This window comes from Curvibacter sp. EU05-FHT14A10, from assembly GCF_058791075.1.
Map to the genome: position 1 here is coordinate 97,718 of NZ_JBYTDE010000003.1, position 12,622 is coordinate 110,339.

At 67.9% G+C, this 12,622-nt stretch carries 12 protein-coding genes and 1 pseudogene; 12 read left to right on the forward strand and 1 reads right to left on the reverse strand.

What is annotated here, in order from left to right; all coding sequences use genetic code 11:
- The first annotated feature begins 16 nt into the window (after positions 1-16).
- The 6 genes from AC3WUT_RS06435 to AC3WUT_RS06460 all read left to right on the forward strand — a co-directional run bounded on the left by AC3WUT_RS06435 (position 17) and on the right by AC3WUT_RS06460 (position 5,186).
- Positions 17-994, forward strand: coding sequence for a tripartite tricarboxylate transporter substrate binding protein (locus AC3WUT_RS06435; RefSeq protein ID WP_492346254.1), 978 nt, complete (start codon positions 17-19; stop codon positions 992-994).
- A 68-nt stretch (positions 995-1,062) separates the two neighbouring features.
- Entirely contained in the window at positions 1,063-2,265 is a 1,203-nt protein-coding gene (locus tag AC3WUT_RS06440; RefSeq protein WP_492346255.1) for a lipid-transfer protein, read from the forward strand.
- Positions 2,266-2,278: 13 nt separating this feature from the next.
- A complete protein-coding gene (locus AC3WUT_RS06445) occupies positions 2,279-2,731 on the forward strand; it encodes a MaoC family dehydratase N-terminal domain-containing protein (protein ID WP_492346256.1) in 453 nt (150 codons plus the stop codon).
- A gap of 1 nt (position 2,732) precedes the next feature.
- Positions 2,733-3,155, forward strand: a complete 423-nt coding sequence (locus AC3WUT_RS06450; RefSeq protein ID WP_492346257.1) for a MaoC family dehydratase — start codon at positions 2,733-2,735, stop codon at positions 3,153-3,155.
- A 26-nt stretch (positions 3,156-3,181) separates the two neighbouring features.
- Positions 3,182-4,018: an SDR family NAD(P)-dependent oxidoreductase gene (locus AC3WUT_RS06455; RefSeq protein ID WP_492346258.1), complete on the forward strand. Its 837-nt coding sequence runs from the start codon at positions 3,182-3,184 to the stop codon at positions 4,016-4,018.
- Positions 4,019-4,028: 10 nt separating this feature from the next.
- A complete protein-coding gene (locus tag AC3WUT_RS06460; RefSeq protein ID WP_492346259.1) occupies positions 4,029-5,186 on the forward strand; it encodes an acyl-CoA dehydrogenase family protein in 1,158 nt (385 codons plus the stop codon).
- A gap of 42 nt (positions 5,187-5,228) precedes the next feature.
- Here the strand turns inward: AC3WUT_RS06460 and AC3WUT_RS06465 are convergent, their stop codons facing one another.
- Positions 5,229-5,642 (reverse strand): DUF2306 domain-containing protein, encoded by a 414-nt coding sequence (locus tag AC3WUT_RS06465; protein WP_492346260.1) that lies wholly within the window; start codon positions 5,640-5,642, stop codon positions 5,229-5,231.
- Between the two features lie 197 nt (positions 5,643-5,839).
- Between AC3WUT_RS06465 and AC3WUT_RS06470 the strand changes: the two genes are divergently transcribed.
- The 6 genes and pseudogenes from AC3WUT_RS06470 (at position 5,840) to AC3WUT_RS06495 (ending at position 12,601) form a co-directional block, all read left to right on the forward strand.
- Positions 5,840-7,381: an AMP-binding protein gene (locus AC3WUT_RS06470; RefSeq protein ID WP_492346261.1), complete on the forward strand. Its 1,542-nt coding sequence runs from the start codon at positions 5,840-5,842 to the stop codon at positions 7,379-7,381.
- A gap of 45 nt (positions 7,382-7,426) precedes the next feature.
- On the forward strand, positions 7,427-9,172 hold the full coding sequence (locus AC3WUT_RS06475) for a long-chain-fatty-acid--CoA ligase (protein WP_492346262.1): 1,746 nt from the start codon (positions 7,427-7,429) through the stop codon (positions 9,170-9,172).
- Positions 9,169-9,975, forward strand: coding sequence for an enoyl-CoA hydratase/isomerase family protein (locus AC3WUT_RS06480; RefSeq protein ID WP_492346263.1), 807 nt, complete (start codon positions 9,169-9,171; stop codon positions 9,973-9,975). The genes AC3WUT_RS06475 and AC3WUT_RS06480 overlap by 4 nt, the downstream gene beginning before the upstream one ends.
- Before the next feature lie 67 nt (positions 9,976-10,042).
- Positions 10,043-10,948, forward strand: coding sequence for an SDR family NAD(P)-dependent oxidoreductase (locus AC3WUT_RS06485; protein WP_492346658.1), 906 nt, complete (start codon positions 10,043-10,045; stop codon positions 10,946-10,948).
- 27 nt (positions 10,949-10,975) lie between these two features.
- Positions 10,976-11,290, forward strand: a pseudogene (locus tag AC3WUT_RS06490) (Zn-ribbon domain-containing OB-fold protein); the annotation flags it as partial.
- Positions 11,291-11,416: 126 nt separating this feature from the next.
- Complete coding sequence (locus AC3WUT_RS06495) at positions 11,417-12,601, forward strand: thiolase family protein (RefSeq protein WP_492346659.1); 1,185 nt, start codon at positions 11,417-11,419, stop codon at positions 12,599-12,601.
- The last annotated feature ends 21 nt before the right edge of the window (positions 12,602-12,622 follow it).

The window sequence follows — 12,622 nt, forward strand, 5'->3', positions numbered from 1 at the left end:
ATCCAGGAGACAAGTCATGCGTATTTCTCGTCGATCTGCCGTTGCGGCAGTCCTTGGCCTGGGGCTGGCCGCAGGCGGTTCCGGGGCCTTGGCCCAAGCCTACCCGGCCAAGCCAATCCGTCTGGTGGTGCCCTATCCGGCAGGCGGGGGGACCGACATCCTGGCCCGCATCCTGGCCACCCAGCTGGCGCAAAGCTGGGGCCAGCCGGTACTGGTCGACAACAAGCCCGGGGCCAGTGGGATGCTGGGCAACGACATCGTGGCCAAGGCCGCACCCGACGGCTACACCGTGCTGGTCGGCATCACGGCGATGATCCAGTCGCCGGCACTTTATGCCAAGGTGCCCTACGACGTGCTGCGCGATTTCGCCCCCGTGTCGCAACTGGCGACCTCGTCCGACCTGTTCATCGTGCCGGCCAGTTCACCGGCCAAGACACTGGCCGAATTCATCGCCCTGGCCAAGGCGCGGCCCGGCAAGCTCAACTATGGCACCTATGGCAACGGCACCTCGTCGCACATGCACGGCGAGCTGCTCAAGATGGCGGCCGGCCTCCAGCTGATTCCGGTGCCCTACAAGGGCGCCGGGCCCGAGGTGAACGACCTGCTCGGCGGCCAGCTGGATTCGGCCTTTGTCGACGTCACCTCGATCACCCCGCACCTGCGCTCGGACCGCATCCGCGTGCTGGCCATCACCGGCACCCAGCGGCACCCGGCCCTGCCCGAGGTGGCCACCCTGGGTGAGCAGGGCCTCAAGGGTTTCGAGTCCAACGGCTGGTTTGGGGTCTTTCTGCCGGGCGGCACGCCGCGCCCCATCGTCGACAAGCTGTCGGCCGAGGTGCAGCGCATCGTGGCTGGCGCCGAACTCAATGGCCGCCTCAAGGCCATGGGCCTGACCCCGGTGGGCGGCACGCCCGAACAGCTGCAGGCCGTGTTGAACAACGACCTGCCCAAGTGGGAGCGCATCGTGCGCGACGCCCGCATCGTCATCGAGTAGCCGCGCGCGCCCGCTTCTTTTCTGTTTCCCCGAACCCAGGGCCCGTGGCGGGCCCATAGGAGACCTTCATGAGTGCTGTTCAAGCTTCGCAACGTGCCGTCCATGTGGTGGGCGTGGGCATGATCCCCTTCACCAAACCCGGTGCCAGCGAGCCCTACACCGTGATGGGCGCGCGCGCTGCGCGCCTGGCCCTGGACGATGCCGGTGTTGATTACGCCAAGGTGCAGCAGGCCTATGTGGGCTATGTGTACGGCGACTCGACGGCCGGGCAGGCGGCCCTCTATGGCGTGGGCCTGAGCGGCATCCCGGTGTTCAACCTGAACAACAACTGCTCCACGGGTTCCAGCGCGCTGTTCCTGGCGCGCCAGGCGGTGGCCAGCGGCATGGTCGAATGTGCCATTGCCCTGGGTTTCGAGCAGATGCAGCCCGGCGCGCTCAAGGGCGCCTGGGACGATCGCCCATCGCCGATGGCCCGCTTTGCCGAGGCCATGGATGCGCACCAGGGCTACGAACCCCAAACCCCGCGCGCCGCCCAGTTCTTTGGCGGTGCCGGGCGCGACTACATGCGCCAGTACGGTGCCCGGGCTGACACCTTTGGTCGCATCTCGGTCAAAGCCCGCCAGCATGCGGCACGCAACCCGCTGGCCCTGTTTCGCCAACCTTTGACCTTGGACGAGGTGATGGCCTCGGCCACGGTGTTCGATCCGCTCACGCGTTTTCAGTGCTGCCCGCCCACCTGCGGGGCCGCGGCGGCCGTGGTGTGCTCGGCCGATTTTGCCAAGCGGCACGGGCTGGACCAGCGTGTGGTGATCGCCGCCCAGGCCATGACCACCGACACCGGCAGCACCTTTGACAGCGACGACATGCGCAAGGTCGTGGGCTACGACATGAGTGCGGCGGCGGCCCGCCAGGTGTACGAAGCGGCGGGCATCGGCCCGGAAGACCTGGACGTGGTGGAGCTGCACGACTGCTTCACGGCCAATGAGCTGATCACCTACGAGGCCCTGGGCCTGACCCCCGAAGGCACGGCCGAGAAGTTCATCCTGGACGGCGACAACACCTATGGCGGGCGCATTGTCACCAACCCCTCGGGCGGTCTGCTGTCCAAGGGCCATCCGCTGGGGGCCACCGGTCTGGCGCAATGCACCGAGCTGGTGTGGCAGCTGCGTGGCCAGGCCGAGCAGCGCCAGGTCGAAGGCGCCCGCCTGGCGCTGCAGCACAACCTGGGCCTGGGCGGGGCCTGCGTGGTCACCCTGTACCAGGCGGTTTGAAGGGGCACCCACCATGATCGACAAGCAATTCATCGGGCATGTGATGCCCCGCTTCAGCGCCCTGGTCGAGGCCGGCCGACTGCGCTTCTTTGCCAAGGCCACCGGCCAGACCGATCCGATCTACAGCGACGAGGCCGCGGCGCATGTCGCTGGTCACCCTGGCCTGCCGGTGCCGCCCACCTTTTTGTTCTGCCTCGAAATGGAGTCGCCCGACCCGGCCGCCATCCGTGACCTGCTGGGCATGGACTACCGCACCCTGCTGCACGGTGAGCAGGGCTTCCACTACCACCGCATGGCCTATGCGGGCGACACGCTGACCTTTGAGCAGCGCATCGAAGACATCTACGACAAGAAAGGCGGGGCGCTGGAGTTCGTGGTGCGCGGCACCCGCGTGAGCAACCAACGCGACGAGCTGGTGGCCGAGCTGCGCGCCGTGACCGTGATCCGCAACCCGGTAGGAGCCTGAGATGAGTCTGCTTGCACGCTATGACGAGGTGAACGTGGGCGATGCCCTGCCTGAATTCGAAACCCCGCCCCTGACGCGCCACACGCTGGCCTTGTACTGCGGCGCCTCGGGTGACCACAACCCGATCCATGTCGACATCGACTTTGCCAAGGCCGCCGGCATGCCGGATGTGATCGCCCACGGCATGTTGTCCATGGCCTGGCTGGCCCGCGTGCTCACGAACTGGGTGCCGCAGAGCGCCTTGCGCGAGTACAGCGTGCGCTTTGCCGCCATGACCCAGGTGGGCGAGCGCATCCGCTGCGCGGGCCACATCACCGAGAAGTTCGAACGCCGGGGTGAGCGCTGCGTGCGCCTGGCCCTCAGCACCACCAACCCCGAGGGCGTGATCAAGCTGGCCGGTGAGGCCGTGATCGCCTTGCCCTGACATCTGAACCCTTGAAAGACCCCCTCATGAGCAATGCACTGAACAAACTGGTGGGCAAGGTGGCCCTGGTCTCCGGCTCGGGCCGCGGCATCGGACGCGAGATCGCCCTCAAGCTGGCCCGTGAAGGCGCCGCCGTGGTCATCAACGACCTGGACGAGGCCCCGGCCCACCAGACCGTGGCCGAGATCGAGGCTGCAGGTGGGCGGGCCCTGGCCTGCGTGGGCAGCGTCACCGAGGCCGGCTTTGCCGAGCGCTTTGTCGCGGCGGCGGTCGACACCTATGGCGGGTTGGACATCATCGTCAACAACGCCGGCTACACCTGGGACAGCGTGGTTCAGAAGATGAGCGACGAGCAGTGGGACGCCATGTTGGCCGTGCACTTGACGGCCCCCTTCCGCATCCTGCGCGCCGCCTCGGGCTTCATCCGTGAAGCGAACCGGCGTGAAAGCGAAGAGGGGCGGGACGTGTTCCGCAAGGTGGTCAACATCTCCTCGACCTCGGGCGTGTACGGCAACGCCGGCCAGGCCAATTACGCGGCCGCCAAGGCGGGCATCAATGGCCTGACCAAGGCCATGGCCAAGGAGTGGGGGCGCTACAAGGTCAACGTCAACAGCGTGGCCTTTGGCCTGATCAAGACCCGCCTGACCGAGGCCGATGCCACCGCCGGCGCCAGCATCGACATCGCCGGCCAGCAGATCAAGGTGGGCGTGAACCCGCAGATCCTCAAGAACGCCGAGGCCCTGATCCCCCTGGGCCGCGGCGGCACCCCCGAAGAGGCCGCCGGTGCGGTGTACCTGTTCTGCATTCCCGAGTCGAACTACGTCAGCGGCCAGGTGCTGGTGTGCGGCGGCGGCCGGCCCTGAGGAGCCCACCATGGATGAGCAAAGCGTCTTGAGTTTTCCGCGCACCCTGTTCCGCGACGACCACGAGGCCTACCGCGAGACGGTGCGCCGCTTCGTGGCCCGCGAGTGCCTGCCGCGCCAGGCCGAGTGGGACGAGGCCGGCCGGGTCGACCGCGAGACCTGGCTCAAGGCCGGCCGCGAAGGCCTGCTGTGCACCGCGATCAGCCCCGACTACGGTGGCGCCGGTGGTGATTTCGGCCACTGCGCCGTGCTGGTCGAGGAAGTGGCCCGTGCGGGTGCCAGCGGCCCCGGCTTTCACCTGCACTCCGACATCATCGCGCCCTACATCGAGCGCCTGGGCACCGAGGCCCAGAAGCAGCAATGGTTGCCGCGCTGCGCCAGCGGCGAGACCATCCTGGCCATCGCCATGAGCGAGCCCGGCGCCGGCAGTGACCTCAAGGCCATCCGCACCACGGCCCGCCGCGAGGGCGACGAGTATGTGATCAGCGGGGCCAAGACCTTCATCAGCAATGGCCTCAACTGCGACCTGGTGGTGCTGGTCGCCAAGACCCAGCCCGAGCTGGGCGCCAAGGGCACCTCGCTGATCCTGGTCGAGGCCGACCGGCCCGGCTTTCGCAAGGGCCGCAAGCTCGACAAGATGGGCTTGAAGGCTGCCGACACCGCCGAGCTGTTCTTTGACGACGTGCGGGTGCCGGTGAGCAACCTGCTGGGCGAAGAGGGCAAGGGCTTCAGCTACCTGATGACCGAGCTGGCCCAGGAGCGCCTGATCATCGCCATCGGCGCCGCCGCCAAGCTGGAGGCCATGCTGGCCGAGACCATCCGCTACACCAAGGAGCGCATGGTGTTTGGCAAACCCCTGTTCGATTTTCAGAACACCCGCTTCAAGCTGGCCGAGATCAAGGCCCGCGCCACGGCGGTGCGCATGATGGTCGACCAGTACCTGGCCGAGCACCTGCGGCGCAAGCTCAGCCTGCAAGAGGCCGCCATCGCCAAGCTGTTCAGCACCGAAGAGCTGGGCCGCTGCCTCGATGAGTTGCTGCAGCTGTATGGCGGCTACGGATACATGATGGAGTACCCCATCTGCCGGGCCTACGTGGACTCGCGCGTCAACCGCATCTACGGCGGCACCAGCGAGGTCATGAAAGAGCTGATCTCGCGCACGCTCTGAACCTGGAACATCGCCATGTTCAAGCCCAGGCGCGCTCGATCCTCACAGCAGGCCCAGCCACTGGCCCCACACCTGCTGGCCCAGGTAGCGCTGGGGCAACAGCGTGAACACACCGGCGCCCACGCAGGCCATCCAGTACAGCGACTGCATGCAGCGCCGGTGGCCGCTGATGTTGCGCCGGGCCAGAAACCAGAAGGCCCCGAACAGGCCCGAGAAACACACCGGCACCAGCAGGTGGATGGGGGTGTAGCCGGCCAGATTGGGCAGGCTGAAATCGCGGATGAACAGGGCCGAGCTGGCCGTGATCAGCATCAGCGTGACCCAGGCATAGCCCGCGGCGCGGTGCAGCCAGGGGCGTTGCGTGTGGCCTTGACGGGCCCACAGCGCGACCGGGCCCAGGGCCAGGGCGCCCAGGGCGGCACTCAGGTGGATGGCGATGGTGGGTGTGAGTTGCATGGCAGATCAGGGGTTTCAACAGCAGATGGCCCGCAGTGTGCGGGGCTGTTGCGCCGCTGGCATCTGCTTTTCGACCACTTGCCTTTGCGCTTCGCCAGATGCCTGGATGGCAGCGCCAAACGTCTGAATTTCAAGCCGGTGACCGAGCGCCTGGGCAGCACGCCTGACGCGCGACTCAACTTTCAGGAGGTCCTTTGATGCATCCCCGAATCCATGCCCGCACCCAGCCCGATAAAGCCGCCCTGGTGATGGCCGACAGCGGCCAGCGCCTGAGCTATGCCGAACTGGACGCCCGCGCCAACCAGGTGGCCCACCTGCTGCGCGCCCGGGGTCTGAAGGCGGGTGACCACATCGCCCTGCTGCTGGAGAACCAATTGAGCTTCTTCGAGTTGTGCTGGGGCGCACAGCGCGCCGGCATCATCTACACCGCGATGAGCACCCGGCTCAAGGTGGCCGAGGCGGCCTACATCCTCGACAACTGCCAGGCCCGTCTGCTGGTCAGCTCGCAGGCCCTGTCCGCGCAGGCTGGCGAATTGCTTGCGCACATGCCGGGGGTGAGCACCCGGCTGATGATCGATGGCACCGTACCGGGCTTCGAGCCATACGAGGCGGCGCTGGCGGCCCAGCCGGTCACTCCGATTGCCGACGAGAGCGCAGGTGGCGACATGCTGTACTCCTCGGGCACCACCGGCTACCCCAAGGGCGTGTTCGTGCCGCCCGATTCGCCCGAGGTCGAGGCCGTGCCGGCCCTCACCGGCATCTGCCAGCGCGTGTTCGGCATGGCGGGCGACACCGTCTACCTGTCGCCTGCGCCGCTGTACCACGCGGCTCCGATGCGCTTTTGCATGAGCGTGATGCGCCTGGGCGGCACCGTGGTGGTGATGGAGCACTTCGACCCCGAGCGCTACCTGGCCGCGGTGCAGCAGCACCGAATCACGCACACCCAGGTGGTGCCCACCATGTTCGTGCGCCTGCTCAAGCTCAGCGAGGCGCAGCGCCAGGCCTTTGATGTGTCTTCGCTGCGCGTGGCCATCCATGCGGCCGCGCCGTGCCCCATTCCCGTCAAGCAGCAGATGATTGCCTGGTGGGGGCCGGTGCTGTGGGAGTACTACGCCGGCACAGAAGGCAATGGCATGACCCTGGTCGGCTCGGCCGACTGGCTGACCCACCCCGGCACGGTGGGCCGCGCCGTGATTGGCCAGTTGCGCATCTGCGACGAGTTGGGCGAGCCGGTACCCACGGGCGAGACTGGCACCGTGTACTTTGCCGAGGGCAAGCCCTTTGCGTACCACAACGACCCGGCCAAGACCGCTGAATCGACCAACGCCCGCGGCTGGACCACCTTGGGCGATGTGGGCCACGTCGATGCCGAAGGCTATCTGTACCTGACCGATCGCAAGGCCTACATGATCATCTCGGGCGGGGTCAACATCTACCCGCAAGAGGTCGAGAACCTCTTGGTCACCCATCCCCTGGTTATGGATGTGGCCGTGCTGGGCGTGCCCAACGAGGAGTTTGGCGAAGAGGTCAAGGCGGTGGTTCAACCCCGCGACATGGCCCAGGCCGGCCCCGCCCTGGCCGCCGAGCTGATCGCCTTTTGCCAGCAGCACCTGTCGCACGTCAAGTGCCCGCGCTCGGTCGACTTCGAGGCCGAGTTGCCGCGCCACCCCACCGGCAAGCTCTACAAGCGCCTGCTGCGCGATCGCTACTGGGCCGGCCATGCCAACCGGCTGGTCTGAGCCCGCCGCCGCACCCAGAGCGCACGACCTCCAGGAGACCCTGTCTTGAATGCACCGATCCCAGCACCCCACCTCCGGCATTGGCCGCCCGGCGTGCCGCACGCATTTCGCCCCAGCGCCGTGGGCCTCAGCCACTACCTGGAGGTGGCCGCCCAGCGCTACCCGGACAAGCCTGCGCTGCTGTTCTGTGGACAGAGCCTCTCCTACGGTGCGCTGCATCGGCGGGTGAACGCCCTGGCTGCCTGGCTGAACCGCCGGTTGGGCGTGCAGCCTGGCGACCGGGTGCTGCTGATGAGCCAGAACTGCCCCCAGTACGTGCTGGCTTACCACGCCGTGTTGCGCCTGGGGGCCGTGGTGGTGCCGGTCAACCCCATGAGCACCCCCTCTGAGTTGCAATGGTTTCAACAGGACACCGGCGCCCGCGTGACCCTGTTGGCGCAAGAGCTGCTGCCCCGTCTGCAGCCCCTGCTGCAGGCAGGCGCCATTGACGCTGCCGTGGTCCATGCCTATGCCGATGCCATGCACCCGGCCGAGGTGGGGGCCCCGGGCTCGCCCTGGCCCGAGCCCTTCCACCAGCCGCGCCAGGCCCTGCAGGGCCTGGGCCTGTACGGACTGGAGGAAGCCCTGAGCGAGGCAGTGGCGCAGGGCTGGCAGCCGGATTGGCTGCACCCCGGCCCCGAGGCCCTGGCGGTGCTGCCCTACACCTCGGGCACCACCGGCCACCCCAAGGGCTGCATGCATACCCATGGCACGGTGCTGGCGTCCAACCTGGCCTCCCAGGTGTGGCGCAGCCTGCATGCCGATTCGGTGTTTTTGAGCGTGGCCCCGCTGTTCCACATGCTGGGCATGCAAAACGGCATGAACATGCCGCTCACCCTGGGTGCCACCCTGGTCATGATGCCGCGCTGGCACGCGCCCAGCGCCGCGCGCCTGATCGAGCAACACCGCGTCTCGGTCTGGACCGCGCCGCCCAGCATGGTGATCGAGTTCTTCGCCCAGCCCGACGTGATGGCCCGCGACCTCAGCAGCCTGAGCCTGCTCTCAGGCGGCGGCGCCGCCATGCCCGAGGCCGTGGCCACCCTGCTGGCCGATCGCTTCGGGCTGGCCTACAACGAGGCCTACGGCCTGTCCGAGACCGCGGCCTTTCTGCATGCCAACCCGCTGCACCGCGGCAAGCGCCAATGCCTGGGCGTGCCCACGCAGGGGGTGGTGTCGCGCATCGTCGACCCGGCCACGGGCCAGGACCTGCCCGCGGGCGAGGTGGGTGAGCTGGTCACCAGCGGCCCGCAGCTGATGCTGGGTTACTGGCGCAATGCAGCAGCCACCGAGGCCGCTTTTTTTGAGCGCGACGGCCTGCGCTTCTTCCGCACCGGCGACCTGGCCAGCGTGGACGAAGACGGGTACTACTTCATGCGCGACCGCCTCAAACGCATGATCAATGCCTCGGGCTTCAAGGTCTGGCCGGCCGAGGTGGAAAGCGCGCTGTACGAGCACCCTGCCATCTTCGAAGCCTGCGTGATCGCCGTGGACGACCCCAAGCGCGGCGAGACCGTCAAGGCCCTGGTGGTGCTGCGACCCGGTCATGAGGCCGCCCTGAGCGTCGAGCAGCTCACGGCCTGGGCACGCGAGCGCATGTCGGCCTACAAGGTGCCGCGCCTGGTCGAGTTTGTGCCGGCCCTGCCCAAGTCGGGCACCGGCAAGATTTTGTGGCGCGAATTGCAAGAGGCGCACCGGCACAGCGTCGGCGCCAAGCCGGCCCCATCCCAGGCAGAACTTCAGGAGACCCCATGAACCCCGACAACTTCGAGCGCATCCGCTTTGCCGTGCGCGATCAGGTGGCCACGCTCACGCTGCACAACCCCGAGCGGCGCAATGCCTTCGACCCCGCCATGCGCGAGGAGATGCGCCAGGTGGTGGCTCATCTGCGCGCCGAGCCCGGCATCCGCGTCCTGGTGCTGATCGGGGCCGGTGACCACTTCTGTGCCGGCGGTGATCTGCGCAACATCGCCACCGTGGGCCTGGACAACGCCGGCTGGCGCGCCCGCCTGCAAAGCCTGCACGACTGGCTCAAGGAACTGATCACGCTCGACCGCCCCGTGATTGCCGCGGTCGATGGGGCCGCCTATGGCGCTGGCTTCAGCTTGGCCCTGCTGGCCGACTTTGTGATTGCAACCCCCCGGGCGCGCTTTTGCATGTCGTTCATGCGCGTGGGCCTGGTGCCCGACTGCGCGGCCTTCTACACCTTGCCCCGCATCGTGGGCGTGCAGCGCGCCCGCGAGCTGATGCTGTCGGCCCGCGAGGTCGATGCGGCCGAGGCCCTGCGCCTGGGCATTGCCATGGAGCTGCAGCCGCCCGAGCAGCTGCAGGCCCGGGCCCAGGCCCTGGCGGCCAGCTTTGTGCAGGCCTCGCCCATGGCGGTGGCCCTGGTCAAGCGCACCCTGGCCGCGCCCGGGCACGACCTGCCCACCCTGCTGGAGATGGAGGCCAACGCCCAGGCCCTGGCCATGGGCACCGAGGCGCATCGCGTGGCGGTGCAGCGCTTTCTCGACAAGCAGCCGGCGCTGTTCCAGTGGCCGGCACAGGCGGCGTCCTGATCCTATTTTTTGACTGACATCCCAGCAACCCAAGGAGAACAACATGAATCCAAACAACCCGTCCCGCATGGTCGAAGGCAAAGTGGTGGTGGTCACTGGCGCAGGGGGCGGCATTGGCCGCGACATCGCCCTGGCCATGGCCCGTGAAGGGGCCCGCGTGGTGGTCAACGACATCGGTGCCTCGGTTGCAGGCGAGGGCAACGACGCCGGCCCTGCCCAGAAGGTGGTGGACGAGATCCGCGCCCTGGGCGGCGAGGCGGTGGCCAGCACCGACAGCGTGAGCGATGCGACCAGCGCCGGTCGCATCGTGCAGGCGGCGCTCGATAGCTTTGGTCGCATCGACGTGGTGGTCAACAACGCCGGCATCCTGCGCGACCGCTTCTTCCACAAGATGAGCCTGGATGAGTGGGACGCCGTCATCAAGGTGCATCTGTACGGCGCCTACTACGTGAGCCGCGCGGCCTCCACCCACTTCAAGGAGCAGGGTTCGGGCAACTACATCCACATGACCTCCACCTCGGGGCTGATCGGCAATTTTGGCCAGGCCAACTACTCGGCCGCCAAGCTGGGCATCGCGGCGCTGTCCAAGTCCATCGCGCTCGACATGCAGAAGTTCAATGTGCGCAGCAACTGCATCGCGCCCTTTGCCTGGAGCCGCATGATCGGCAGCATCCCCACCGAGACCGACGCCGAAAAGGCCCGGGTGGAGCGCATCAAGCAGATGACGCCGGCCAAGATCGCGCCACTGGCCGTGTGCCTGGCCAGCGATGAATCCTCGTATGCCAATGGCCAGATCTTTGCCGTGCGCAACAACGAGATCTTCCTGATCAGCCAGCCGCGGCCCGTGCGCTCGGTGCACCGCAGCGAGGGCTGGACGCCCGAGAGCGTGGCCAGCCACGCACTGCCCGCCCTGAAGGCCATGTTCTACCCCCTGGACCGTTCGGGTGACGTGTTCACCTGGGACCCGATCTGAAGCCCCCACCCTTGCAAGGAGCCCAACATGAGTGAGCAACGCCAGGGCGTTCAGGCCCGGCATCAGGCCTGGCTGGACCAGGGCCGTTTCATGATCCAGCGCTGCGCCGCCTGCGGCCAGCATGTGTACTTTCCGCGCGAAGTCTGCCCGCATTGCGGCGCCGCCGACCCCGAGTGGGTGGCGCCCTCCGGCCAGGGCACGGTGTATTCCGCCACGGTGGTGCGCCGCAAGCCCGAGGCCGGTGGGGACTACAACGTCTGCCTGATCGACCTCGATGAAGGCGTGCGTCTGATGAGCCGCGTCGAGCGGCAGCCTGCGGACTCGGTGCAGGTGGGCCAGCGGGTGAAGGCCCGTGTTCTGCAGGCTGAGGGGCAGGGCGGCATCGTGGTGTTCGACCCGATCGAAGAGCCGGCTGCGACAACGCCTGTCCCGGTGCCGATCGGACCTGCCAGGCCTTCCGCTCCGACCGTGCACACGCCGCCGGCCTTGAGGGCCTTGCGTGGCAGTGCCGTCATCGCCGGGGTGGCCACGTTTGGCTGTGGTGAGGCCACCGGCTTCACCGAGATGGAGGTGCTGGCCCACGCCGCCCGCGCCGCCGTGGCCGATGCCGGGCTGACGATGCGCGACATCGACGGCCTGTGCACGGCCAGCGTGTTGTCCACCATGTGGCCCATGCCCGTGACCGAGTACCTGGGCCTGAACCCGCGCTACATCAACGGCACCATGGTGGGGGGCTCCAGCTTCGTGGCCCACCTGCTGCCCGCCATGATGGCCTTGCAGGCCGGCCAGTGCAACGCGGTGCTGGTCTGCTACGGCAGCACCCAGCGCACGGCCACCTTTGGCCGCAGCGAGATTGCCAAGGCCCGCCGCGTGATGGACCCGCAGCCCTTTGAAGCGCCTTACGAGCCCATGCAGCCGCTGTCGGCCTATGCGCTGGCGGCGCGGCGCCACATGCACCAGTACGGCACCACCCGCCGAGACCTGGCCGAGGTGGCGGTGGCGGCCCGGGCCTGGGCGCAGCTCAACCCCGAGGCCTTCATGCGCGACCCGCTGAGCATCGACGACGTGCTCAAGGCCCGCAGGGTGTCCGATCCCCTCTCGGTGCGCGACTGCTGCCTGGTCACCGACGGTGGTGGGGCTTTCGTGCTGACCCGCGCCGACCGGGCCGCGAGCCTGCCCCGCAAGCCCGTCTATGTGCTGGGCAATGCCACCGCCAACTGGAACCGCCAGATCTCGTCCATGCACGACCTGACGGTGACGGCAGCCAGCCAGTCGGGCCGCGAGGCCTTTGCCATGGCCGGCCTGACGCCGAAGGACATGGGCGTGCTGCAGCTGTACGACGCCTTCACCATCAACACCTTGCTGTTCCTCGAAGACCTGGGCTTCTGCCCCAAGGGCGAAGGCGGGCGCTTTGTGCAGGACGGCGCCATCGCCCCGGGCGGGCGCCTGCCGGTCAACACCAACGGGGGCGGCCTGTCGTGCGTGCACCCGGGCATGTACGGCATCTTCACCCTCATCGAGGCCGTGCGGCAATTGCGTGGCGATGCCGGCGCCCGCCAGGTGCCCGGCGTGGCCACCGCCCTGGCCCATGGCAATGGCGGCACCTTGTCGAGCCAGGCCACCGCCATCCTGGGCACGGCCGACGCGCTGTGATCTGCAACGAAAGAACCACCC

Coding starts and splice junctions, on each gene's coding strand:
- AC3WUT_RS06435 (WP_492346254.1), top strand. CDS start 17: ATGCGTATTTCTCGTCGATCTGCCGTTGCGGCAGTCCTTGGCCTGGGG.
- AC3WUT_RS06440 (WP_492346255.1), top strand. CDS start 1,063: ATGAGTGCTGTTCAAGCTTCGCAACGTGCCGTCCATGTGGTGGGCGTG.
- AC3WUT_RS06445 (WP_492346256.1), top strand. CDS start 2,279: ATGATCGACAAGCAATTCATCGGGCATGTGATGCCCCGCTTCAGCGCC.
- AC3WUT_RS06450 (WP_492346257.1), top strand. CDS start 2,733: ATGAGTCTGCTTGCACGCTATGACGAGGTGAACGTGGGCGATGCCCTG.
- AC3WUT_RS06455 (WP_492346258.1), top strand. CDS start 3,182: ATGAGCAATGCACTGAACAAACTGGTGGGCAAGGTGGCCCTGGTCTCC.
- AC3WUT_RS06460 (WP_492346259.1), top strand. CDS start 4,029: ATGGATGAGCAAAGCGTCTTGAGTTTTCCGCGCACCCTGTTCCGCGAC.
- AC3WUT_RS06465 (WP_492346260.1), bottom strand. CDS start 5,642: ATGCAACTCACACCCACCATCGCCATCCACCTGAGTGCCGCCCTGGGC.
- AC3WUT_RS06470 (WP_492346261.1), top strand. CDS start 5,840: ATGCATCCCCGAATCCATGCCCGCACCCAGCCCGATAAAGCCGCCCTG.
- AC3WUT_RS06480 (WP_492346263.1), top strand. CDS start 9,169: ATGAACCCCGACAACTTCGAGCGCATCCGCTTTGCCGTGCGCGATCAG.
- AC3WUT_RS06485 (WP_492346658.1), top strand. CDS start 10,043: ATGGTCGAAGGCAAAGTGGTGGTGGTCACTGGCGCAGGGGGCGGCATT.